Origin of the sequence: Butyrivibrio fibrisolvens, assembly GCF_023206215.1 — a bacterium.
Classification (GTDB): Bacteria; Bacillota; Clostridia; order Lachnospirales; family Lachnospiraceae; genus Butyrivibrio; species Butyrivibrio fibrisolvens_C.
This window is the reverse complement of sequence record NZ_CP065800.1, coordinates 382,583-406,726: the sequence shown is the minus strand read 5'-3', so window position 1 is coordinate 406,726 and position 24,144 is coordinate 382,583. Positions and strand designations below refer to the sequence as shown.

Here is a 24,144-nt window from a genome sequence, read left to right as displayed (position 1 = left end):
TATATGCCGAGCGGGGCTTTTTAGTGTGTAAACTTTGGGTGAAAAATGCCTTCATGGATTCATGTAATATGATCTCAACAGCAAGAGATACACGAAAAAACTAAACACTAATAATATGAGTTCCTGAAGGAGGAAAAAGAAATGATGAACAATGAAAACACTATGGCAGCAGGTAACAACCAAAAGGTAACAAATGCCTTTGACAGGGCAGGGGATAAGAAGAAAAAGGCACTTATTGGAGTGCTTATAGCAGCATTTTATTGGATCCCTGCTATGCTGATCGATTTTCTTTTGAGTAAAGTAAGTTCTGGTTTGGGCACAAATGTATTCTTTATCATTATGATCGCAAGCTCTATAACAGCTTATACATTAACAGGCGGACTAGATATGGTTTTTGGAATCGCCAAAAAGATAGCATTTTTCGGATGGATCATACTTCCGTTTCCGATTGATATAGTAACAGGAATTGCAACATTTTTACTTGCACTGTTCTTGTTTGCAGCATTCCCGATAGTATTTGCAGTTATCGGCTGGCTTAGAATTCAGAAAGAAACAAAAAGCAGTATGATATAATACAAGTAATAGCTTAAAAAGTCGAAAGGAGCATTTTATGGTCTGTCCTGGTTGCGGTAAAGAAGTTAAAAATAATGCGGAATTTTGTCCTAATTGTGGTAGATCCCTGAGAAGAACAAACGATAACAAAGGTTCAAAAAAGATAATTGGGATAGTAGCTACGGTTCTGGCAGTTCTGATTTTGGCTTCTGTGGCTGTTCTGATATTAACTAATATTTCTGCTTACAGATATAATCGTCTTATCGATAAAGGTAATAACTATCTTGATCAGATGCAATATGAAGATGGAATAGTCGCTTTCGACGAAGCAATCAAGATAGATCCCAAGCGCCCTGATGCTTATGAAGGAAAAGTAAGTATTTATATAGCAAAAGGCGATTATGAAAGTGCGCTTTCTGTAATAAATGACGGCTTTGAAGCAGTTGAAGGGCAGGATTACATAGCTGCCTTCACTGAATTTGCAGTGGGTGTATACGATCAGTATGCAGATGTATTGGTATCGGAGGGAAACTACCAGGAAGCGCTTGAAGTGCTTGAAAAGGGCAATGATCTGATGCCGGGACAGTTAGTAAACCAGATCGCTGATGTTATGCAAAGTGCAAGCGAGCAGCCAAAAGCTGATGAAAGTAAAAACTCTTCAGATAATAAAACTGATGCTGTAAGTGAAGCAGATGCTTTGGCAAAAGAAAGCAGTAATGATACAGAAGATGCATCTGATAAAGACCTTGTTCAGGAAACTTTAGATATTTTCGATATAGATCTTTCAGTAGGAAATGATGGAACGTATACCCTGAAAGGAAATGTAAGTAGAAAAGACCCAGTGACGGTGTCTTATGATGATTACCAAAATATGAATATCGGCGATGTAATGACTTTTGATTTTGGAGGCAACTCATCAAATGTCTTACTACAATGTTATTTTATTGAGGATGGTGTCAAATATTTGAGTGACGAAGGTAAGACATTTTCATCAATTGATGAATTTTACGAACTCGAGCTTAGCATGGGTGGGTATTACTATCTGGATCCCAAAAACACTTATGGTAGTGATATAACTCTATATTGGGCATCAGATGATGATGAAATCGGAGGGCATGGTCAGATGGCCAGAACGAGTTACTCTGTAGAATCATTTACAGTAAACAGTAATTGTTATGTTAAGGTTCAATATGATGAGAATGGAATGTGGACTGACACAAAACGAGAAATTACACTTGAGCAGTTTTACGAGGATTTTACTAATGGTTTAGTACCAAGTTATTTAGAGATTGGTATAAATGCAGCAAATGAAGTTATATCTATTCGTTCAGAGTTCGTTTCCTGATAAATGTACTAAACACAGAAACTTAAGAATTCAGAGGATGATAATTTAAATGCCTGATTCAGACAGAGAATACGAAACCATATTTATAAAAGATGAAATCGCCAGATGCGAAGATATAGATGAGCTGAGGAAAAGTATTTTCCCATTGATCAAAACTCAGCAGGACATGTGGGCTGCGAAGATTATTTCCATTATAGGTGATAATAATCTAACCAAGAAAGGTCTTGCTGAAGCAGTCGGTGTCAGCAGGGTATCTGTCGATAAATGGTGTAAGGGATCTCTACCCAAAAACCGTGAGACGTTTTTGAGAATCGGGCTTGTGGCAGGATATGATATTGAAAGGATGAATCAGCTTCTGCAAAGGTACGGAAGATATCCGGCATTATATTCAAAGAGTCTCGAAGATTGCATCTGTATCTATGTTTTATCCAGAAAACGTGGAATAGAAGCTTTGAATGCATATCTTTATATTCTTGACAGGATCAGGAATAATATCACGAACAGTTCAAATGATGATGACGATGATCCTGAAACAGTGTTATTTGATCAGAGAGTTTCTCAGATCGAAACGGATGATGAGTTTGAGAAGTTTATTTCAGATAACATATCTGTTTTTTCCAAATCATATAATAAGTTTTATGCATATGTGAAAATGTGTATCAAGCAGAACTACGGCGGATATGCTGACAGCGTATTCGAACTTGCCGAAGGTCAGAACTGGTCATCATCTCTAAGGCACTGCGTTTCAGCAATAAGACAGGGCAAATGGTATCCTACCAGAAATAAGATAATATCTCTTGGCCTTCATCTGTCCATGGATCATGATCAGATAGATGAAATGCTTGAACTTGCCCACATGGAACCATTGTGTGCCAAGAACATATTTGAAAGCGTTGTGATGTTCATATTGGATGACGCACTTCTTAATGACATGCTGGACAGTAGCCTTGATACTTATGATCCTGATGAACTATGCAGATATGCAAGAAATATACTTGGAAAGCTGAATATTCCGGAAGTGGAAGCTTTTATTTCAGAATTACCGGAGGACAATGATGAGTGAAGATAATCAGCTCCTTGTAATAGAACAAGGAAAGACATCCATATATACGCTGGATGAACGTCCTATATGGGAAGTTGGCAGACAGTCAGGAGACGTAGTTCCTGATATATGCCTTAATGTACATACAGTAAGCCGCAGACATGGGAGCTTTCAGAATATGGATGGCAACTGGTTCTATATTGACAGAAACGGCAAGAATGGAACCACTTGCAGAGGCAGGAAAGTCGGAACCGGAATAGGCGGAAGAACCAAGCCTGTTATGCTTAAAGATGGAGATGTACTTGTTTTTGGCGGTGGTGAAAAAGGCGTTGTATGTGATAAGACAGCACTTGCCGTTTTTTGTACACATAGAATAGACAGTTCTATAAAAAAGGTTGATACAAAGCAGTATAATGAAGCTGATGCAGGAACAGTCATTAAATCAGACGATGGCCTGACTGTGGTTATGGGAGACTATAGTTATATCATTGAATATATGATTTAAGTAATTATGTATTCGATACGAGGTTAAGTATGCTGAAGATCGGGCAGATAATAAACGGTGTGTATGAAGTTGAAGAGCCGATAGGTGAGGGCGGCTCCGGTCAGGTCTTCAAAGCCTGGCACAAAAATCTCCGTAAACACGTTGTAATAAAGCGCATAAAGGACAACTATGTCGGCAGGATCAATGAACGTAAAGAAGCCGATATCCTTAAAAATATCAAACATTCAAATCTGCCTCAGGTATATGATTTCATTCAGATGGACACAGAAGTGTATACTGTCATGGACTATATCGATGGTAATACCATGATGGAGTACATAAAGGCAGGGGTACGATTTGACGAGCCTCAGACGATCAAGTGGCTCAAAGATTTATGCTTGGCTCTCCATTATCTCCATTCACAAAATCCTACAATCATTCATAGTGATATAAAACCTTCCAATATCATGATTAGTGCTGATGGAAATATATGCCTGATAGATTTCAATATATCACTTAATGATCCTGATCATCAGATGACAACAGGATATTCAAGAAACTATGCGGCACCGGAGCAGCTCGGCGGCATATCATCCGGAAAGGTTTTGGGAGCAGTTGCAGATGTAAGAACCGATATATTCAGTCTAGGTGCAAGCTTCTATCAGCTGATGAGCCGTAAGAATGCCCTAAAACAGATGGAATCAGGACTTCCTCTATGGGATGAGAGTACTCCTTATTCCGGACTTCTTACAGATATCATAGACAAGGCTCTGGAAAAAGATCCTTCAAAAAGATTCCAGTCTGCTTCTGATATGTACAAAAGTCTTGATACCATGAAGTTTCGTGACAGAAGATACAAAAGGCTTGGAAGATTGCAGACAGTATATACACTCATTTGCCTGATAATATTTGCATCCGGTGTATATATGACTGTAAAAGGCGGACTTATAAGGCGTGAAGAGGCATTTGGACGAGAATATGACATGCTTATAGATAATGCAGAAACCATGTCTGAAGATGAGATAATAGAAGGTGCATTTTCTTTACTTAATAATACAAGCTATACCAGGATTTTAGAGAATAATAGCCAGGAAAAGGGAACTATTCTGTATCTTGCGGCAAGTTCATATTTTGATCTGGAAGACTATGAAAGTGCAATAAAGCTCTATGAAGAGGCGATAGAAACAGATGGATCGGATCCTGATAATTACAGGGATCTTGCAATAGCATATGCAAGATCAGGAGATACCGATAAGGCTAGGAAGGTTCTGGAAGAGGCGATAAACAAAGGCCTCGATGACGCCGGCCTGTACCTTGTAAGAGGCGAGATTGCAGGCGCTGATCAAAACTACAATGACGCAATAGATGATTACCTTAAGGTGCTAAAGCTATCAAGTGATGAAGATATAATTGCAAGGGCAGGAATATTATGTGCAAGAGCATATGCAGAGCTTGATGATTATGACAATGCAGACCTTATACTGACTGATGTATTTAAGCGTGTGACCGGCAAATGGACCATAAGAGTTATGAGAGAGAACGCACAGATATGTCTTAAGTATCTGGAAAAAAGCAGTGTGGAAGACTCTGCTAAGTGGCTCTCAAAAGCCGATGAATGTTATACATATCTTATGGATCATTCACAGGCTATCGTTTCTGATTATATAAACCTGTCTTATATAAAAAACATGAACGGAGAAACTGATAAAGCTCTGGAAATAATGACTCTGGCAGCAGACCTGTATCCTGAAGATTACAGAATCCCCATGAGACAGGCTGAGTACTGCATGATCATTCAAGGTTCGCTTTTAGAAGACGAAAGAGACTATTCTAAAGTCCTTGAATACTACGAAAAGGCCAAAACCATATATGACAAAGTCAAAGTATCAGGCGACAGTGATGACGAAATGCAGCGCCTTGAGGATGATATCGAAGAGCTGTATGCGCTTGGCTGGTTACAATGAGATTCTATATATGGAAATAAGTCTGGTTGGAGCTTTTGGTGAAGGAGTAATAAGATTATGAACCTTAGTGATATGACAAATGGTGAACTCTTTTTTTACGGAGGGATAGCTATCATGGCGATAGCTGCTATAGCACTTATGATCGGTATCACCTATTTTTCTATAAGACGCAGAATTATAAAAAAGCAGCTTATGAAAAAATATGACTTTAGCTAATAATTTGCAGACTTCCCACTTGGATGATGCAGTATCACCACGGGTTTTGCTGTGGTGATACTGCATTGTCCAAGTGGGAAGTCCAAAGGCGTGGAGGATGGATATGATTTCTGATAATGATAGAACTGAAACATTCAGCATAGATAGTGACGAAACACAGACCTTTAATCCTGAAACTGACCAAGCAGAAAATCCTGCAGGGCAAAACAACTATACGAAAAGCAAAACTCCTGCAGAGCAAAACAATCTTACGAAAGCCCAAACTTCCTCGCTGCAGAGCAGTAATGGCCTGTGTTCCGGCATAGGCAATAAAGAAGTAAAAAAAGAAGAAATCAGAAAAAAACTAAAGTACATGGAGCATGTACTCGACATCGAAAATTGAATAAATTGCAGATTCGCTTCTATATGGTATACTACATAGGCACCAAAAATGTCATTACAAAAATGTTCGAAAAATAAAAAATAATCCGATATAATGTAGTAGTGCCAAATAGATTTTTGGTGTAATAAAGTTTTATGAGGTGAATTTTGTATGAAGATTTTCAGAAAAGTAGCAGCAGCGCTTGCGGCAGTAGTTATTTGCAGCAGCTTTGCATCATTTACTTCTCATGCAGGTGAGTACATCCTGTTTGAGAATCCCGAAGGATTCGGATATTATTCCTATGCAGATATGTATCCAGATCTGTATCAGGCTTATGGTTATGATAAAAACAAGCTCTGGTCCCATTATGTCAACAACGGCTTTGGGGAAGGCCGCCTTGCAATGGTGGACAGACGTTCTATTCTTACAGTTGAGAACTTTGATGCAGCCCGTTATGCAGCAGAGAACCCTGATGTTGCTGCAGCAGTAGGAACAGATCCATATGCACTCCTTATGCATTACAAGAACAACGGATATCTTGAAGGACGTCAGGTATACTCTACAGACGTCAGGATCCAGGGTGTTCTTGATGCCTGCAACGTAGCAGATAGTATTACAAACAGCTCCATGAGCGAGATGGATAAGGTTCTGGCTATACATGACTGGATGTGTTACAATCTTACATACGACTACACTTACTCTAAGTATAGCTATCTTAATGCAATATCTGAAGGGACCGCAGTATGCCAGGGATATGCAGAGCTTTTTGACCTGTTCATGCATATTGTGGGAATAGAATCCAAGATTGTTACAGGATACGGCACTAACGGTCTGCAATCAGGACTGCATGCCTGGAATGAAGTTATTATAGGCGGAGTGACATATGCAATTGATGTCACATGGGATGATATGGGAGAATATGGCATTCCTGTCCGCTACAACTATTTCCTTATAACACCACAGCAGATGTCTGCAGATCATTGGGAAGATGACTATTACGTAGCCTACAAATATATTTATATTCACAGATGATATTTGACAGGTAGTTTAATAAGAGGTTTTGAATGGATTATAAAGGGTTATCGGGAGCATTTTTTGCAACTGTTCCCGGGGATTTTTTCAGTATATTATCATCACCTAACAGAGAGCTGTATCTTGCAGCTCTTTTTGTTGTGCGTGATGCATTTGAAGATGAACTTGCCATCAGCAAAAAGGATCTTAGAGAACAGATACTTATATCGCTTGAGAACAGTATCGCAAGTGCTGATCTGTCAGAAGATGTAGAAGAGGGAGAAGTCATAGATGCGGAACTTTTTAAAACTTTGCCCGGTAAAGCCTCTTTCCTTTTAGGCAAGCTCATACGAAAGGGCTGGCTGTGCGAAGAAGATTCCAAACAGGGATTTGAGCGTGACATAGTTATGCCTGATTATGCATCGGATATGCTGGAATATCTCTATAGAGAGACAAGACCCAGGGCAGAACTTGCAGACTGTGATGTATTCTCAACCTATGCTGTTCTTAGTATGGCAGGTGAAGAAAGTGGTACAAGGCGCGCCCGTACTATGTCCAGAGCATTAAAGGTGGCATCAGACAATGCCGGAGATCTGTCCAAGACTTTCAGGAACCTATACTATTACATCGGTAAGTATTACAGAGAGCATGCTGATGATGAGAATGTCAGAGATATGCTTGAGAAGAGATTCAAGGAAGGCGGTGAGCAGAGCGTCATAGATGCTTATTATCATCCCTTGAAGACCAGTGATTCCATAGCCCTCTACGGAGGCGATATCTTAAGGTTCGTAAGAGAACTGGACAAAGATCCTGACCTTATCCGTCAGATGGCGCAGACTGATACCTCGGCTGAGATGTCAGGACTTGATGAAGATGAGAGGATCCTCGAGATCAGAAGGCGTATCGATATCATCTATAGAACCTTCTCGGAAGCAGATAACAAGATTGATATGATCACTGACAGGAATGCTGATTATAACAGGCGTTTTACACAGGCTGTCATCCACAACCTTAGAAGTGACAATTCTATTGTTAATAAGATTGTCCGTATCATGAAGGGAATGGAAGAGAACAAGGCATATTCCATGAAGGTACAGTCGGGTCTTGGTGCGGTTCAGTCCACCTTTATCGATGAGAAGTCTCTTAGAACCGATACATACAGACCTGAGAAAAATGAAGAAACCAAGATGCTACTACGCCCTCACCATGAAAAGGATGAGAAGAGAACCAGAGACTTCCTTAAAAGGAGCTTTGGTGGTTATACCATGGCTGATGCAAGAAGCTATGTCAAAGACAAAATGCATGGCAGAAAGCGAATGGAGACAAGTGAGATCATCAGGGAGACAGATAACTTTACGGAGGATGATTATACACTTCTTATCATGGCTTCACTGTATGGATTCTCCAATGGTGAATACAAGGTACAAAAGTCAGGAAGACACATTGAAGCCGGATCATACAGTGTACCTGATATGACATTTACGATTAAAGAAAGCGGAGCTGATTCTTAATGAGTGACTATTATAACAATGATTTATATGAAAATGATGACCAGTTAGAATTCGACGTACCTCAAAGTCGTCAGGGTACAAGAGAGAGCGATTTTGAAGACAATGCAGATCGCACGGTTACAGGCCTTTATAACAGACTCAGAAGATATGATCAGGACTATTTTAAGAGGGTAGTAAGACTTCTTTTGTCAGGAACATATATCCTTCAGATGGATTATGACACAGAGACAGGACTCTTATCCAGAAACGGCGATTATATCTTTATCGAGTCCAATTTCGACCTGTTATATCTGTATTTTGAAATGGGCGGTTTTGAACTTGTGCATGACAAGGACAATGGCCTTTTTGCACTTCAGAGTGAGTCTGACACAGCAAGGTTTCATTTTAATCTCAATACTACAAGGATAGCTCTTGCTCTTAGATGTATATATCAGAAGAAATACAGCGATCCGTCTACGGGAGATCAGATCACATCTGATGTTGGCGAAGTGGTTCAGTTTCTAAAGGACAATGTCAAAGTTGACATAACCTCCAACAAACAGCAGATGGCCAATGACTTCAAGACATTTGTTAATTTTCATATCATTGAAAAAGGCAAGGGCGAATGGAGAGACCCACAGACCATGTTCCGTATAACTCCTGCTATACTCCATCTGGTATCTGCAGCCAAGGTTACAGAACTCTTGGAGCTTAGGGATGAGATGGAAGAAGACAAGGAAGCATAACATGGTACATACGATAATACTTAGCTATAGCAATGAATTGAAAATGGGACATTTTCAAAAAGCTAATTATGATGGGAGATTTTAATGATAAGACTTAATAAGGTTTATGTATATAACTGGGGTAAGTTCGATGAGCCTACGCTCCTTCCGATAGGTGATGTGACCCTTTTGTCAGGAGCCAATCAGGCCGGTAAATCCCAGATCATAGATGCAGTTATGATGGTCCTTACAGGCAAGAAGAAAGGAATCTTCAATAAGGCTGCAGACAAGCATTCTGCAAGAAATGTAGAGAAGTATCTGTATGGCTACTGGGCCTCCAACAACCAGGAGAAGTTCCTTCGTCATGACGGCTTTTTTACAAGCTATGTAGTGCTTGAATTCTATAATGATGTCAAGGATACGTATTTCTGCGATGGTTTTGTAGCAGACTGTCCTCAGGATCACACAAGACATGCAGAGCGCTGGATGTCTTTTGCCGGTAAGGGAATCCCTGAGAACCTCTTTGTACTTGATGATATGGCTCTTAATATTAGTGAGCTCAAGAGGTTTCTTGCAACCTATGTAGGCGAAGAGAATTACCATTTCTATACAGATACCGAATACAGTAAGTATATAATGGCAGCCTATGGCCAGATAAGAAGTGAATATATATCACTTCTAAAGGCAGCAGTATCCTGTAGTATCGGTGAGAACCTCAATATAGGAAGCTTTATAACAGACTCTATATGTTCTGTAAATGAAAGTGTCGATCTTACTTCCATAAGAAGTACCATACATGACTACTATGATCTTCGTGACAAGGCTCAGTCCAGCCGCAGGAAGCTTGAGAAGCTTGAGAAGATAAGTGAAGCTTATAACGTATATCACGAGGATGCAGTACTTGTTAAGACCCTTGACTATGCGATACTTCGTGATGAACAGAAGATTCTTGAAAAAAGCTGTGAAGATTCCCAGAATCTCATCGAGCAGCTCACCATGGATATAAGTCAGGCCAAAGCCATGAATGAGACCAGGAAGGACAAGCAGAACCGCCTTCAGGACAAGATAGGTCATGTACATGAAGAGCTTGGTAAGTCTGATACAGAGCAGATCAAAAAGAACCTTGAAAGCAAAAGGCAGGCTGTAGATGAGAAGCGAAAAGGCTATCTTGATAACCTTCAGAGTGTACATCAGGCCATTACAAGCAGGGCAGGCAGCTGGCTCATGCTCCTTATGGAAGCTGAGAATGCAGGCTTTAACTGCGATGATGAGTACAAAGAGATACTTAAGAATGCTCAGAATATTAAAATAGAGGACCTTTCTTCTTACCCGGAGAAAGAGGTTGATGACAAGATAGGCAGCCTCTATCAGGAACTGTCCGCTTTTCATGCAGGACTTAAGGCAAGGAGCCTGGAAGTTCGAAATAAGGTGAAGGAGCAGGAAGATAAGATAGAGGCTCTTAAAAGTAATCAGAAGCAGTATCCCAAGGAGACTCTTAAACTTAAAGAGCTTTTGGAAAAAGAGCTTTCGAAGAAATTCGGAAAAGATGTTGAAATCCCGATCTTTGCAGATCTTCTTGAAGTCAAGGATGCAAGCTGGCAGGCAGCAATAGAGGGATATCTTGATAATCAGAGATTCGATTTATTGGTTCCGGAGGAGTATTATGATGAGGCTCTTAAGATATATAGAGCCAGTAAAGATGCTCTTCGTGCCTATAAGTCAGGTCTTGTCGATACCAGAAGGATAAGGGAGAACTGGACAGGAAGTGCTGAAGAGGGTTCTCTTGCACAGGAACTTCTGACGGACAACGATGATGCAAGGCTCTATGCAGATTATAAGCTTGGATTTATCATCAAGGTAGATAATACAGAGGATCTGTATAAGCACAAGTGTTCTATTACCAAGGACCTTCTTATATATAAAGGATTCGTAACAAGAGGTAAGCAGACCAGTCAGACCTTCTATATAGGTAAGAGCGCCATAGAGCAGCAGGCCAAAGAAGCTGCGGATGAGCTTGCAAGACTTGCCGAAGAGAAAGATGCTCTTATGGCCAGCATGTCAGTTACAAGAACTGATAAAGTTGAGAAGTGCCTTGTAGACAGAGACTTTTTTGACAATGCTGTAAGTCATGCAGATGATATAAATGCTCTTGAAGAGGAATCACTTGAACTTCTAAGACAGATAGGAAGCGTTGATACTACTCGTGATGAAGAGCTTCACAATGAGCTTAGAGGCTTGTCCGCCCGCCTTGAAGAGGTAACAGAGCAGATCAGGCTTAGCAGTATCGAATGCGGACGTGCTGAGAACAAGATAGAAAGTGAACAGCGAAAGCTTGCTATAGCCAAGGATGAGATCGCTACTCTTGAAAGTCAGGCTGTTGACGGATCAAGATTCTCTATGGACTGGCGCATGAATGTAGGCGATCCATGGATCAGAGAAGATTCCGGACAGAACAGACGCGGAAGCCTTAAGAAGATCCGTGATGCTCATAACAGAATGAGGCAGGAGACTTTGGATGCTTCTACAAGGCACTTTGCACTTGTAAGAAGGCTTAGGACAGCTTACAACCAGGAAGAGATCGCAGGCTTTGATCCTGAGAGAACCTTCGATAATGAAGAGTATGAGACAGAATACAAGAGACTGTCTGAGAGCGGCTTCACAACATTTGAAGATGAAATAGACAAGGCTGCCCAGAAAGCGACCAATGAGTTCAAGGTTGAATTTATAGGTAAGCTTAAATCCAATATCCAGAAGGCTCAGGAACAGATAGATGCTGTTAATGAAGTGCTGGCTTCCAAGTGGTTTGGTAATGTCAAATACAAGCTTATCCATGAGAAGGCCAAAGGATACGAGCGCTTTTATGATATGTTCATGGATCCAAATCTTGTTAAGGTCGATCCTGATCTTCCGGGATACGGCGGAATATCTATCTTCTCAGGTTTCTTTGAAGAAGCTCACAAAGATGAGCTTGATGAGCTGTTGCAGCTTATAATGGATGAGAAGAATCTGACAACAGAACAAAGGCTTAGCAGAGAGAAGAAGCTTGAGATGTACACAGATTACAGAACATACCTGCGCCTTGACCTGTGCTCCATAGACCATTCCGGATCCAGCAAGTATATGTCTGATGTCATAAGAGATGAGTCAGGATCAGGTATTCAGACTCCTTACTATATAGTAATGTTCGCTGCTATAGCTCAGAAGGTCCGTGCGGCTCAGGGTGAGAATACTTTAAGAGTCGTAATCCTTGACGAAGCATTTAACAAGATGGATGAAAGTAAGATAGCAGCATCAATTGAGCTTCTAAAGAGTTTTGACCTGCAGCCGATATTCTGCTGCGTACCTGAGAAGGTTAAGGTTATAGCTCCTAAAGCTGATATAACCAATATCGTAATGATGTATACCGATAAGAGTAGTTATGTAGAGCACTTCCTTGATAACGAAGCGCTTACACGCATAGTGGAAACTGCCTGAATTTGTAAAGAATTTGGAGATTTTGGTCTGTCCAGGTTAGAAACTTTAGTTAATGATTTTGAACTAAAACTTGATGGTATAGTCGCCGATAACTTATATGCATGTGAGATGGACCAAAATTATTACCTGTTTTGATACCAAGCTTACATTGCTGCTGCGTTTGTTATAAATTACAAAGCTGTAACTATATTTATTAGTTTTAGGAGGTGGATATGACCAGAACAGAAGCGGTTGATAAGAACTTATCTCCGGAGGAGACCAAAGATGTCGTATCCAGAGGGCACGTTTACAATATGCCTTTTGAGGTGAATCAGTATGTATATATGATCACCGGTGGAAGAGCGCTCAAGGTAGTAGTAACTGATATAGGAGTTGGTTCTATCCAGCTCAATGGTCAGTGGTACACCTGGGAAGAGATGGAGAACAAGGGCGGAGTATATGAGGCAGAGTTTGATGCCCTTACTGCTATCGCACAGATGATGTGATGTAGAGTTCCCGACATTACAGGACGTAAAAGGGAATGTCCAGAAGTACATGGATGCACTTCTATTCCCGTCTTTATTTGGGACGCTGGATTTACCTTTGGCGTGGATAAATGCATCTTGACGCACATTTTGTGTGGCTATATAATTAAAAGGCGCTGTACAGGCGCCTTTTATTATTGGGTTGTGCATTAAAGTGTACATTCTATCATATGTTTGGAGACGTATCAAAGTGGTCGTAATGAGGCGCACTCGAAATGCGTTTGTCCGCAAGGGCACGCGGGTTCGAATCCCGCCGTCTCCGCTGATTAGAGCTATAGTTGTTATGGTTGACAATTATGGCTCTTTTTTATGATGATGGTGGCATGCTTCTTTCTGAATAAGAATAGATATAAAGAACAGATCACGTCATCATATTTAAAAAATGTATAACGATTTTCTTGAAGATGGACGTTTTTTTGTTAATATATTACAAAAAAATACTTGATTGTTGTAGGTATTTTTGGTAGATACAATTAACGAAATATCGTATAATGATGGTCGCGGGAGAGGAGTCTTACCACCTTTTGTTTTACTTTTAATTAAGGAGGTACAGTATGTATTTTAAGACAAAGACTATCGCAAAAACTCTCACCGCAGTTCTTTTGGCTATGATCATAGCTGTTATTCCGCTTATAAAAGTAACTGCAGCAAAATCCAAAGATTCGGATTTTGAAGAAATAACTGTTGTTGACATTGATGAGACAACTGTTACGATCACAGACATTGATGAGGATGGAACATGGGGCTATACACTTAAGGTTACTATTGAGAACAAGTCCGAAGATATCACTTACATGTATACAATTGATAATGCATCTCTTAATGGAGTATGTGTTGATCCTTACTTCTCTGCAGAAGTTAAGCCCGGCAAGAAATTAAACGAAGAGATAGAGTTCTATATGACAGATGAAGAAAAGGAACTTATCGGCGAAGTTACGGATATCCATATCCTTATGTATGCTTATGATTCTGATGACTGGTCTGCTGACAATATCTTCGATGAAGACTTCCATATTTATCCTAAGGGAGAAGAGAATGCTGAGGATGTAATAAGAGAAGATGATGATGAAGATGTAGTATTATCTGAAAATGACGATGTAAGATTTATTCTTACCGGCATAGAGTGGGATGATACCTGGGGCTATGAGCTTTCAGTATATATGGTCAATAATACTGATAAGAACGTAGTATTCACAATTGATGATGCATCAATTAATGGATACATGGTAGACGTATACTGGGCAGATTATCTTATGGCGCAGACCAGTGCCCTTGGCGAGATCACCTTCTACCTTGATGATCTTGAAAAGATAGATATTACAGAAGAAGACGAAATAGAAGATTTAGAGTTCTATTTCAGCGTATATGATTCAGATGACTGGTCAGCTCCTGATATCTATAATGAAGATATTTCTCTTACAATTAATTAATAGTAAGTCATATCTATAAAGGCAATCTATGCCTGAGAAAATCCGGTATTAGATAAGATTCCTACACCAAAGCTCTTAATCGAGGGAGAGCTGAGAGGGTTCTTACTAATACCGGATTTTCGTTTGGAACTATTTTTTGACTATAGTTTTAAAATATAGTTTTTAAATTTAGATCTGAAGTATTGTTTTGAAATTATTATTCGTAAGTTTCTGAACTTATTCTACGTCTGCCAGAGCTGCCACATCTTCTTCGCCTGTACGGATCTTTACAACCTTGCCTACATTGTAAACAAAGATCTTACCATCTCCGATGTGGCCGGTGAAGAGAGCGCGCTTTGCAGTTTCAATTACTTTTTCTACAGGGATCTTGGCAACTACGATCTCAAGCTTAACCTTAGGAAGAAGCGTTGCATCCATTTCTACGCCGCGGTATTTTTCGCCCGCACCCTTCTGAATACCGCATCCCATAACCTGAGTTACTGTCATTCCGGTTACGCCCAGATCATTCATTGCTTTTCTGAGCTTATCATAGCGAGAAAGCTTAGCTATGATAACAACCTTATGTATACCGGAATCAGCTTCGGGATAAGTAGGAGCTTTGATAACCTTGACGGATGCATTTTTAAGAGCTTCAGAAGCCTTATCGTATTCCCCGATTCCAAGATCTGTATTTTCATTTTCCTCCATCTCCATGCCTGTGATATCCATAATGGAGAATCCTGCATATGCAGATGAAAGACCGTGCTCAGTAATATCAAGACCAGAAAGCTCCTCTTCTTCAGAAGCCCTAAGCCCAAGAGTTGCCTTGATGACAGCGAATGTGATAACAATAGTTACTACTGTCCAGAGGATTGTTGCAAACATTCCTACAAGCTGTATTCCAAGAAGTTTTAAGCCGCCGCCGTAGAAAAGGCCTACAAGTTCGTTGCCATTAGCATCAGCAAGTGAATATCCCGGAACAGTGTTAGTAGAAAAGAGACCTACAGCGATAGTTCCCCATATACCATTCATCATATGAACTGCTACAGCACCAACGGGATCATCAATCCTAAGAACATTATCAAGAAGCCATACACCAAATACTACAAGAAGTCCTGCTACAACACCAATCATGATAGAACCAAATGCATCAACGCTGTCGCAAGGAGCTGTGATAGCTACAAGACCTGCAAGTGAAGCGTTAAGACACATAGATACATCAGGCTTGCCATATTTTATCCATGTGAAGATCATGCATACTACAGTTGCTACAGCAGGAGCGATAGTTGTTGTTACGAAGATATCACCAAGCTGTTCAAGAGATGTTGCTGCAGCTCCGTTGAATCCATACCAGCCAAGCCAGAGAATGAATACGCCAAGAGCACCGATCGGAATATTGTGTCCTGGGAATGCATTGACCTTAGTGATCTTACCATCAGAATCCTTAGTGAACTTACCAATACGAGGCCCCAGCATCCAAGCGCCGATAAGTGCGCAGATACCACCAACCATATGGATACAGTTAGAACCTGCAAAATCGTGGAATCCCATCTGAGCAAGCCAGCCGCCGCCCCATGTCCAGTGAGCTTCTACAGGATAGATAACACCTGAGATAACAGCTGAGTATACACAGTAAGATATGAACTTGGTTCTTTCAGCCATAGCTCCTGATACGATAGTTGCTGTTGTTGCACAAAATACAAGGTTAAATACAAATCCTGACCAGTCAAAGTCCGCATAGTGTGAGAAGATGTCGAAGTTGGGCATTCCCACAAGACCAAAAAGTGTATCTTCTCCAAGAAAAAGACCAAATCCTATCAGGATGAACATTACAGTTCCGATACAGAAGTCCATAAGGTTCTTCATAATGATATTTCCGGCATTCTTGGCTCTGGTAAATCCTGTTTCAACCATTGCAAATCCTGCCTGCATCCAAAAGACCAGTGCGGCTCCTGCAAGGAACCAGACTCCGAATACCAGTGAGTCAACATAAGATAGCATTTCTTCACTCATAATAAGCCTCCTTTGGGTAAATATATATTTACTCATTCCTCCCATGGTGAGTTTTGAACTCATCCAAATAATTTATATAATAAAAGCGCCGGTAGAGTGGACGTCTCACTCTATCAGCGCCTTTGCTGTTTGTATTGAAGTCGATCTGGCTCTATCAAATCTACTTCAAAAACTATGGAAGTCGATTTGCCTTTGCAAATCGACTTCTGGAGTTAATCTTCATTTATGAAGATTAATCTCCTTTATTCTGAAAACAGAAGATCAGCGTATACAGGGAATGGCCAGTACTGCTCATCTACTACAGCTTCAAGAGCATCTGAAGCACTTCTTGCGTCGTCCATATCCTTGATAATAGTCTTATGAAGATACTTCATAGCTTTGTCAGGATCAGCAGGAACCTTGGCAAAATCTGCTTCAAGCTTGCTGCAGGCAGCTGCAAGAGTATCTGTAAGTATAGCAGTATTTGTAGCAGTATTTTTCTCATACTCAACTACTACGCCGGCAGCTTTAAGTGCAGCAGCTCTCTGACACAGCTCAGCAGTATAAGCTGATGCTGCAGGAAGGATCTGGCGATGGATCATGTCGATCATAGTACGAGCTTCGATCTCGATTGTTGCATTGTAGGTCTCTACGTGGATAGCACCTCTTGCACGAACCTCTTCCTCTGTGTATACATTGTTATCTACATACAGGGCGATATTCTTCTTGGATACATATTCAGGAAGAGCATCTGCTGTAGATACAAGGTTTGCAAGACCTCTCTTCTTGGCTTCCTTGATCCAGGATTCATCATAACCGTTGCCGTTGAAGATGATCCTCTGATGATCTGTGAAAGTCTTCTTGATAAGCTTCTGAAGATCTGACTGGAAGTTCTTGCTCTTTTCAAGTGTATCTGCAAATTCTTTGAGCTCCTGTGCCATGATAGTGTTAAGGGCAATGTTTGGACCTGAGATTGACTGTCCTGATCCAAGCATACGGAACTCGAATTTGTTACCTGTAAATGCCATAGGTGATGTACGGTTTCTGTCAGTATTGTCCTGAGGGATAGAAGGAAGTACATCGATACCGATCTGGATTGAATGCTTGCCTGATCCCTTGTAGGACTTGCCTTCGATGATGCTTCTAACTACTGCATCAAGCTCATCACCAAGGAAGATGGAGATGATAGCTGGCGGTGCTTCCTGAGCTCCAAGTCTGTGGTCATTACCGGCAGATGCTACAGTACATCTAAGAGCTTCCTGATATTCATCTACGCCTTTAACGAATGCTGCAAGGAAGAGAAGGAACTGTGCATTTTCACCTGGAGTTGAACCTGGTTTGAAGAGGTTAACACCTGTATCTGTAGAAAGTGACCAGTTATCATGCTTACCAGATCCGTTAACACCTGCAAAAGGCTTCTCATGAAGAAGACATACAAAGCCGTGTCTGTCAGCAACTTTCTTCATGATCTCCATAGCAAGCTGGTTCTGATCGCAGGCTGCGTTAGCACCTGAATATACAGGAGCCATCTCATGCTGGGATGGAGCAACTTCGTTATGCTTGGTCTTTGAAAGAACACCAACTTTCCAGAGCTCTTCATCAAGATCCTTCATATAAGCGGCAACTCTTGGCTTGAGCTGTCCGAAGTAGTGATCTTCAAGTTCCTGTCCGCGTGGTGGCTTGATACCAAAAAGTGTACGACCTGTAAGCTTTAAGTCTTCACGCTGGTTGTAAAGTTCCTTGTCTACAAGGAAGTATTCCTGCTCAGGACCAACCTGTGCAAGAACTCTGTTACTTTCTGTATCACCAAAAAGTCTTAAGATTCTGATAGACTGTCTTGATACCTCATCCATAGAACGAAGAAGAGGAGTCTTCTTATCAAGTGCCTGACCTGAGTAAGAGCAGAAGATTGTAGGAATGCAAAGTGATCCGTCTTTGATGAAAGCAAAAGATGTAGGATCCCATGCTGTATATCCTCTTGCTTCAAATGTTGCACGAAGGCCACCTGAAGGGAAGGAAGAAGCATCAGGCTCGCCTCTTACAAGCTCCTTACCTGAAAAGTCCATTACGATCTTGCCACCACCAGCAGGCTGAATGAAGCTGTCATGCTTTTCAGCAGTTACACCTGTCATAGGCTGGAACCAGTGTGTATAGTGTGTAGCACCCTTTTCTACAGCCCACTGCTTCATAGCCTGAGCTATCTCATTAGCAGTTGCAAGATCAAGCGGCTGAGCATTAGTGATGCATGTCTTCCATGCATTATAGGATGCTGCAGACAGACGCTCTTTCATGGTCTCTTCATTAAAAACATTGCTTCCGAATAATTCCGGCAATCCTTTTTCCTCGATCATTATGATCCACCTCCGTACTTGATATACTAAAACATTAGTTTTGTTACAAATGAAAAAGGCGCCAAGTGTATCGCTGTGCGAATACAATTGGCGCCTTTGCCTATTATTGACTGGTTATTTTATTGCAACAAAAAGGGCAGTTGGGATATGTCCCACTGCCCGGCTCCATTGTCGAAACAATTGATAGACAGATAATAATCCCAGAAAAATAATTTGTCAACAGGCAATTTAAAAAAATGTCACGCTAATTTGTAGCGCGGACTTCCCAATTGGGAGTTGATGAGTTCAAGAGGGTAGATATGGAAGGAATGGTGCACTTCGCATATAAAAATGAAGGTGATATTAATCTGGTTATAAAAACGGAATGGAGCGTTTTTAACATCTTTATAATCGTAGTTGACAAAAATAATATAATTGCTGCATAATTACAAAAAACAAAATTGTATACACTAATACAAGCGATATACTTTTATTTGCATTTAGATACTATACACTAATATAAAACGCAACGAAGACGTTGCCTTGAACTTATTAATAAGTTCGGGCTGCGTCTTTTTTTATATCTATAGTAAGTTGTTCAGACTTCTCAAAATATGTGGGAAGCAGATGAAATTCTCTAGTAGGCAGATTTTAGTAAAGGAAAAGGGATCAGATTATGTCACAGGAAAACCAGCAAAGTTGCAGTGATCAAAGAAGTAAAGAATTCTGGCAAATGGAGCATGACGCATGTGGTATCGGCGCTGTCGTCAATATTGACGGTCATGCTGACAACAAAGTTTTGGATGATGCTCTTACCATAGTAGAGAAGCTTGAGCATAGGGCAGGTAAGGATGCAAGCGGCAAGGTCGGTGACGGCGTTGGTATCCTTACACAGATCTCACACAGCTTTTTCAAAAAAGAGGCTAAAAAGCTCGGTATTAATATCGGTCATGCCAGAGACTACGGCGTTGGTATGTTCTTTTTCCCACAGGATGATCTTAAGAGAACCTTCGCTATGCGTATGTTCGAAGTGATAACTGAAAAGAACGGTCTTAAATTCCTTGGATGGAGGAAGCCTTCTGTTAATCCTCAGATCCTTGGAGATGTAGCAAGAGACTGTATGCCTTATATCATGCAGTGTTTCATCGAAAGGCCTTCGGATGTCTCCAGAGGCATAGAGTTCGACAAAAAGCTCTATGTTCTTCGCCGCGAGTTCGAGCAAAGTTCAGACGATACCTACATTACATCTCTTTCATCAAGGACCATCGTATATAAAGGAATGTTCCTTGTAGCTCAGCTTAGAAAGTTCTATGAAGACCTTAAGGATCCCAGCTTCGAGACAGCTATAGCTATCGTTCATTCAAGGTTTTCTACCAATACTACTCCAAGCTGGGAGAGAGCGCATCCTTATAGATTCATAGCTCATAACGGCGAGATCAATACTATAAGAGGTAACAAGGACAGGATGCTTGCAAGAGAAGAGACTATCACATCATCTCCTCTTGGAAGTGACCTTGATAAGGTATTCCCTGTAGTATCAGCCCAGGGTTCAGACTCTGCTATGCTGGATAACACTCTTGAGTTTATGTATATGAATGGTATAGATCTTCCACTTGCAGTTATGATGACTATCCCTGAGCCCTGGAAGCACAATAACTTCATGGATGAAGACAAGAAGGACTTCTATCACTACTATGCGACTATGATGGAGCCATGGGATGGTCCTGCAGCGATCCTGTTTACAGACGGAGAGATAGTAGGAGCTACCCTTGATAGAAACGGTCTTAGACCAAGCCGCTATTACATCACAGATGATAACAGACTTATCCTGTCATCTGAAGTTGGAGTTCTTGACATAGAGCCTGAGCATATAACTGTTAAGTCAAGGCTTCAGCCCGGCAAGATACTACTTGTAGATACTAAGAAAAAGAGGATCATATCAGACGAAGAGTGTAAGCGCTACTATGCAGGTCAGAACCCGTATGGTGAGTGGCTTGACAGAAACCTTCTGCACTTAAAGCACCTTTCTATTCCTAATAAAAAGATTCCGACTCACACTCAGCAGATGCGTGACAAGCTCTATAAGGTGTTTGGCTATAGCTATGAAGATGTCAAGACAGGGATCCTTCCTATGGCTACTAATGGCATAGAGGCAACTCAGTCCATGGGACATGACGTACCTCTTGCAGTATTGTCTGAGAATAGTCAGCCCTTTTTTAACTACTTCAAGCAGCTCTTTGCACAGGTTACTAATCCGCCTATTGACTCGCTTCGTGAGCAGATAGTTACAGATACAACAGTATATGTGGGATCTGACGGTAACCTCTTAAATGCAAGCGCAGATAACTGCAGAGTCCTTGAGATCGACAATCCTATCCTTACAGGTGTCGATATCATGAAGATCAAGCACCTGGACCAGCAGGGACTTCGTTCCAAGGTTATATCACTTCTATACTATAAGAATACACAGATAGAGAAGGCTATCGATCAGCTCCTTGTATCAGTAGACAGAGCATATGCCAAGGGCTACAACATCGTGATCCTGTCAGATAGAGGAGTTGACGAAAACCATGTACCTATCCCGTCACTTCTTGCAGTATCAGCTGTAGAGCAGCACCTTGTAGCTACTAAGAAGAGGACTGCGGTATCCATAATCCTTGAAAGCGGCGAGCCTCGTGATGTACACCAGATGGCAACACTTCTTGGATTTGGTGCAAGAGCTATTAATCCATATCTTGCTCATGAGTGTATCTCTGAGCTCATAGACATAGGGATACTTGATAAGGACTATCATACAGCGATTGCAGATTATAACAGTGCTATCCTTCACGGAATAGTCAAGATCGCTGCCAAGATGGGTATATCTACACTTCAGTCTTATCAGTCTGCAAGGATATTCGAGGCAATAGGCCTTTCGAAAGAGCTTATTGACAAGTATTTTACAGGAACAGTGTCAAGAGTAGGAGGAATAGGTCTTAAAGAGATAGGCAATGAAGTTGCAGCCCGTCATGATCATGCCTTTGATCCTATGGGACTTACAACAGATACAAGCCTTGACAGTATAGGATTCCATAAGCTTAGAAGCGGCGAAGAGAAAGAGGATCATCTCTATAATCCTCAGACTATCATCGCACTTCAGCAGGCAACAAGGACAGGAGACTATGCAAGATTCAAAGAGTATACAGCTCTTGTAGACAATGAAAAGCCCCATACACTTCGAGGTCTTCTTACATTTGAGCATGTAAATGAATCTATACCGATTGAAGAGGTAGAGCCGGTATCTGAGATAGTAAAGAGATTTAAGACAGGTGCTATGTCTTATGGTTCTATCTCAAAAGAAGCTCATGAGACACTGGCTATAGCCATGAACAGACTCGGCGGAAAATCAAATACAGGTGAAGGCGGTGAAGATCCAAACCGCTTTGGAACAGAGAAGTGCAGTGCTATAAAGCAGGTAGCATCAGGAAGATTTGGTGTTACAAGTGAGTATCTTGTTAATTCCAAGGAGATACAGATCAAGATGGCACAGGGCGCAAAACCCGGAGAAGGCGGACACCTTCCAGGAGGTAAGGTATATCCCTGGATTGCAGAAAGGAGATATTCAACTCCCGGAGTTGCACTTATATCACCTCCTCCGCACCATGATATCTATTCTATAGAAGACCTTGCCCAGCTTATCTATGATCTCAAGAATGCCAACAGGAAGGCCAGGATATCAGTCAAGCTTGTATCAGAAGCAGGCGTAGGTACTATAGCATCAGGTGTTGCCAAGGCAGGAGCTCAGGTCATCCTTATATCTGGTTATGATGGCGGTACAGGTGCTGCTCCCGGAAGCTCTATACATCATGCAGGACTTCCATGGGAACTAGGTCTTTCAGAAGCGCATCATTCACTTATAGAAAGCGGCCTTCGTGACAAAGTAATCATCGAAACAGATGGTAAGCTCATGAGCGGAAGAGATGTAGCTATCGCAGCCCTTCTTGGAGCAGAGGAGTTTGGATTTGCAACAGCTCCCCTTGTAACTATGGGATGCATGATGATGAGAGTCTGCAACAAGGATACATGTCCTTTTGGTATAGCAACTCAGAATGAGAAGCTCAGGAAGAACTTTAAAGGTAAGCCCGAATATGTCATGAACTTCATGAATTTCATAGCACAGGAACTTCGTGAGATCATGGCAGAGCTTGGATTTAGGACTGTAGATGAGATGGTCGGAAGGTCAGACTGCCTTAAGATGAAGGATCATCAGATAACAGAAAGAGCTGAGACCGTAGACCTTAAGATGGTCATCGATTCATCATATGCCAAGGTACCCGAGAGGCATTTTAATCCGTCCAAGGCATATGACTTCCATTTGGAAAAAACTGTTGATGAAGCAATCCTTCTTTCTAAATTCAAAGAAGCACTTCGTACAGGAGAGCCTACCAGTGTAGATATCAAAGTAAGCAGCACTAACAGAACTGTAGGAACAATCTTCGGTTCTGAAGTTACGCAGAAGTTTGGAGATACTCTTTTGGATGATACCTTCACTGTTAATTGTGAAGGAGGCGGTGGCCAGTCTTTTGGTGCATTCCTTCCAAAGGGTGTAACACTCAGACTTTCAGGAGATGCCAATGACGGATTTGGTAAGGGATTATCAGGAGGTAAGCTTGTAGTAGTTCCTCCAAAGGGATCGGTATTTGATACTTCCAAAAATATCATCATAGGTAACGTGGCACTCTACGGAGCTACCAAGGGTAAGGCTTATATAGCAGGCGTTGCAGGTGAGAGGTTCTGTGTACGTAATTCAGGTGCTGTTGCTGTTGCAGAAGGTTGCGGCGATCACGGCCTTGAATACATGACAGGAGGACTTGCTGTAATACTTGGAACAACAGGCAAGAACTTCGCAGCAGGTATGAGCGGTGGTATAGCTTATGTTCTTGATGAGCAGCATGATCTATACAAGAGGATGAATAAGAGCATGGCTTCGCTCAATGAAGTGACTGAGAAGTATGACATAGAAGAACTTAGAAATGTTCTCATAGATTATGTCAAAGAGACAGGATCAGAACATGGCAGGAAGATCCTTGATAATTTCGAAGCTTATCTTCCTCACTTTAAGAAGATAGTTCCAAATGACTATCAAAGGGTCCTTGCAGCTATCAGTAAGTACGAAGAGCAGGGCCTTAAAAGAAGTAATGCTGTTCTTGAAGCCTTTAATGAAATCACACATAAAGGAGCATGAT

The 24,144-nt window shown here is 41.2% G+C and carries 17 protein-coding genes and 1 tRNA gene; 16 read left to right on the top strand and 2 right to left on the bottom strand.

Annotated features, from left to right (window positions below):
* The first annotated feature begins 141 nt into the window (after nucleotides 1-141).
* From I7804_RS01645 to I7804_RS01580, 14 genes are all read left to right on the top strand, one after another.
* The gene (locus I7804_RS01645; RefSeq protein WP_248404606.1) at nucleotides 142-573 is read left to right on the top strand and encodes a hypothetical protein; all 432 of its coding nucleotides are present in this window, start codon (nucleotides 142-144) and stop codon (nucleotides 571-573) included.
* A 37-nt stretch (nucleotides 574-610) separates the two neighbouring features.
* Nucleotides 611-1,897, top strand: a complete 1,287-nt coding sequence (locus I7804_RS01640; RefSeq protein WP_248404605.1) for a zinc ribbon domain-containing protein — start codon at nucleotides 611-613, stop codon at nucleotides 1,895-1,897.
* Between the two features lie 49 nt (nucleotides 1,898-1,946).
* Nucleotides 1,947-2,960 carry a hypothetical protein gene (locus I7804_RS01635; RefSeq protein WP_248404602.1) on the top strand — a complete coding sequence of 338 codons (1,014 nt, stop codon included), beginning with the start codon at nucleotides 1,947-1,949 and terminating at the stop codon, nucleotides 2,958-2,960.
* Nucleotides 2,953-3,444 carry an FHA domain-containing protein gene (locus I7804_RS01630; RefSeq protein ID WP_248404600.1) on the top strand — a complete coding sequence of 164 codons (492 nt, stop codon included), beginning with the start codon at nucleotides 2,953-2,955 and terminating at the stop codon, nucleotides 3,442-3,444. Before I7804_RS01635 ends, I7804_RS01630 begins: the two co-directional genes overlap by 8 nt.
* Nucleotides 3,445-3,473: 29 nt before the next feature.
* On the top strand, nucleotides 3,474-5,387 hold the full coding sequence (locus I7804_RS01625; protein ID WP_248404598.1) for a serine/threonine-protein kinase: 1,914 nt from the start codon (nucleotides 3,474-3,476) through the stop codon (nucleotides 5,385-5,387).
* Between the two features lie 57 nt (nucleotides 5,388-5,444).
* Nucleotides 5,445-5,603: a hypothetical protein gene (locus I7804_RS01620; protein ID WP_248404596.1), complete on the top strand. Its 159-nt coding sequence runs from the start codon at nucleotides 5,445-5,447 to the stop codon at nucleotides 5,601-5,603.
* A gap of 103 nt (nucleotides 5,604-5,706) precedes the next feature.
* Nucleotides 5,707-5,985, top strand: coding sequence for a hypothetical protein (locus I7804_RS01615; protein WP_248404594.1), 279 nt, complete (start codon nucleotides 5,707-5,709; stop codon nucleotides 5,983-5,985).
* Between the two features lie 150 nt (nucleotides 5,986-6,135).
* Nucleotides 6,136-6,996, top strand: a complete 861-nt coding sequence (locus I7804_RS01610; protein ID WP_110072534.1) for a transglutaminase domain-containing protein — start codon at nucleotides 6,136-6,138, stop codon at nucleotides 6,994-6,996.
* Nucleotides 6,997-7,028: 32 nt separating this feature from the next.
* Nucleotides 7,029-8,486 (top strand): Wadjet anti-phage system protein JetA family protein, encoded by a 1,458-nt coding sequence (locus I7804_RS01605; protein ID WP_022756880.1) that lies wholly within the window; start codon nucleotides 7,029-7,031, stop codon nucleotides 8,484-8,486.
* Nucleotides 8,486-9,211, top strand: a complete 726-nt coding sequence (locus I7804_RS01600; RefSeq protein ID WP_092041712.1) for a DUF4194 domain-containing protein — start codon at nucleotides 8,486-8,488, stop codon at nucleotides 9,209-9,211. The genes I7804_RS01605 and I7804_RS01600 overlap by 1 nt, the downstream gene beginning before the upstream one ends.
* An 84-nt stretch (nucleotides 9,212-9,295) precedes the next feature.
* Nucleotides 9,296-12,664 carry an SbcC/MukB-like Walker B domain-containing protein gene (locus I7804_RS01595; protein WP_248404593.1) on the top strand — a complete coding sequence of 1,123 codons (3,369 nt, stop codon included), beginning with the start codon at nucleotides 9,296-9,298 and terminating at the stop codon, nucleotides 12,662-12,664.
* Between the two features lie 212 nt (nucleotides 12,665-12,876).
* A complete protein-coding gene (locus I7804_RS01590; protein ID WP_022754043.1) occupies nucleotides 12,877-13,149 on the top strand; it encodes a hypothetical protein in 273 nt (90 codons plus the stop codon).
* A gap of 215 nt (nucleotides 13,150-13,364) precedes the next feature.
* Nucleotides 13,365-13,450 (top strand) — tRNA-Ser (locus tag I7804_RS01585).
* A gap of 292 nt (nucleotides 13,451-13,742) precedes the next feature.
* On the top strand, nucleotides 13,743-14,618 hold the full coding sequence (locus I7804_RS01580) for a hypothetical protein (RefSeq protein ID WP_248404591.1): 876 nt from the start codon (nucleotides 13,743-13,745) through the stop codon (nucleotides 14,616-14,618).
* Nucleotides 14,619-14,834: 216 nt separating this feature from the next.
* Here I7804_RS01580 and I7804_RS18905 read toward each other — a convergent pair whose 3' ends face one another.
* Both I7804_RS18905 and I7804_RS01565 read right to left on the bottom strand, forming a co-directional pair.
* Entirely contained in the window at nucleotides 14,835-16,610 is a 1,776-nt protein-coding gene (locus I7804_RS18905; RefSeq protein WP_282570453.1) for an ammonium transporter, read from the bottom strand.
* A 242-nt stretch (nucleotides 16,611-16,852) separates the two neighbouring features.
* Nucleotides 16,853-18,940, bottom strand: coding sequence for a glutamine synthetase III (locus tag I7804_RS01565; RefSeq protein WP_248404589.1), 2,088 nt, complete (start codon nucleotides 18,938-18,940; stop codon nucleotides 16,853-16,855).
* Nucleotides 18,941-19,209: 269 nt separating this feature from the next.
* Here I7804_RS01565 and I7804_RS01560 point away from each other — a divergent pair, with 269 nt between their 5' ends.
* Complete coding sequence (locus I7804_RS01560; protein ID WP_248404587.1) at nucleotides 19,210-19,365, top strand: hypothetical protein; 156 nt, start codon at nucleotides 19,210-19,212, stop codon at nucleotides 19,363-19,365.
* Between the two features lie 230 nt (nucleotides 19,366-19,595).
* Nucleotides 19,596-24,143 carry a glutamate synthase large subunit gene (gene gltB / locus I7804_RS01555; protein ID WP_248404585.1) on the top strand — a complete coding sequence of 1,516 codons (4,548 nt, stop codon included), beginning with the start codon at nucleotides 19,596-19,598 and terminating at the stop codon, nucleotides 24,141-24,143.
* Nucleotide 24,144: the final 1 nt, after the last annotated feature.

Coding starts and splice junctions, on each gene's coding strand:
- I7804_RS01640 (WP_248404605.1), top strand. CDS start 611: ATGGTCTGTCCTGGTTGCGGTAAAGAAGTTAAAAATAATGCGGAATTT.
- I7804_RS01580 (WP_248404591.1), top strand. CDS start 13,743: ATGTATTTTAAGACAAAGACTATCGCAAAAACTCTCACCGCAGTTCTT.
- I7804_RS01565 (WP_248404589.1), bottom strand. CDS start 18,940: ATGATCGAGGAAAAAGGATTGCCGGAATTATTCGGAAGCAATGTTTTT.
- I7804_RS01605 (WP_022756880.1), top strand. CDS start 7,029: ATGGATTATAAAGGGTTATCGGGAGCATTTTTTGCAACTGTTCCCGGG.
- gltB (WP_248404585.1), top strand. CDS start 19,596: ATGTCACAGGAAAACCAGCAAAGTTGCAGTGATCAAAGAAGTAAAGAA.
- I7804_RS18905 (WP_282570453.1), bottom strand. CDS start 16,610: ATGAGTGAAGAAATGCTATCTTATGTTGACTCACTGGTATTCGGAGTC.
- I7804_RS01610 (WP_110072534.1), top strand. CDS start 6,136: ATGAAGATTTTCAGAAAAGTAGCAGCAGCGCTTGCGGCAGTAGTTATT.
- I7804_RS01620 (WP_248404596.1), top strand. CDS start 5,445: ATGAACCTTAGTGATATGACAAATGGTGAACTCTTTTTTTACGGAGGG.
- I7804_RS01595 (WP_248404593.1), top strand. CDS start 9,296: ATGATAAGACTTAATAAGGTTTATGTATATAACTGGGGTAAGTTCGAT.
- I7804_RS01590 (WP_022754043.1), top strand. CDS start 12,877: ATGACCAGAACAGAAGCGGTTGATAAGAACTTATCTCCGGAGGAGACC.
- I7804_RS01615 (WP_248404594.1), top strand. CDS start 5,707: ATGATTTCTGATAATGATAGAACTGAAACATTCAGCATAGATAGTGAC.
- I7804_RS01625 (WP_248404598.1), top strand. CDS start 3,474: ATGCTGAAGATCGGGCAGATAATAAACGGTGTGTATGAAGTTGAAGAG.
- I7804_RS01600 (WP_092041712.1), top strand. CDS start 8,486: ATGAGTGACTATTATAACAATGATTTATATGAAAATGATGACCAGTTA.
- I7804_RS01635 (WP_248404602.1), top strand. CDS start 1,947: ATGCCTGATTCAGACAGAGAATACGAAACCATATTTATAAAAGATGAA.
- I7804_RS01630 (WP_248404600.1), top strand. CDS start 2,953: ATGAGTGAAGATAATCAGCTCCTTGTAATAGAACAAGGAAAGACATCC.
- I7804_RS01645 (WP_248404606.1), top strand. CDS start 142: ATGATGAACAATGAAAACACTATGGCAGCAGGTAACAACCAAAAGGTA.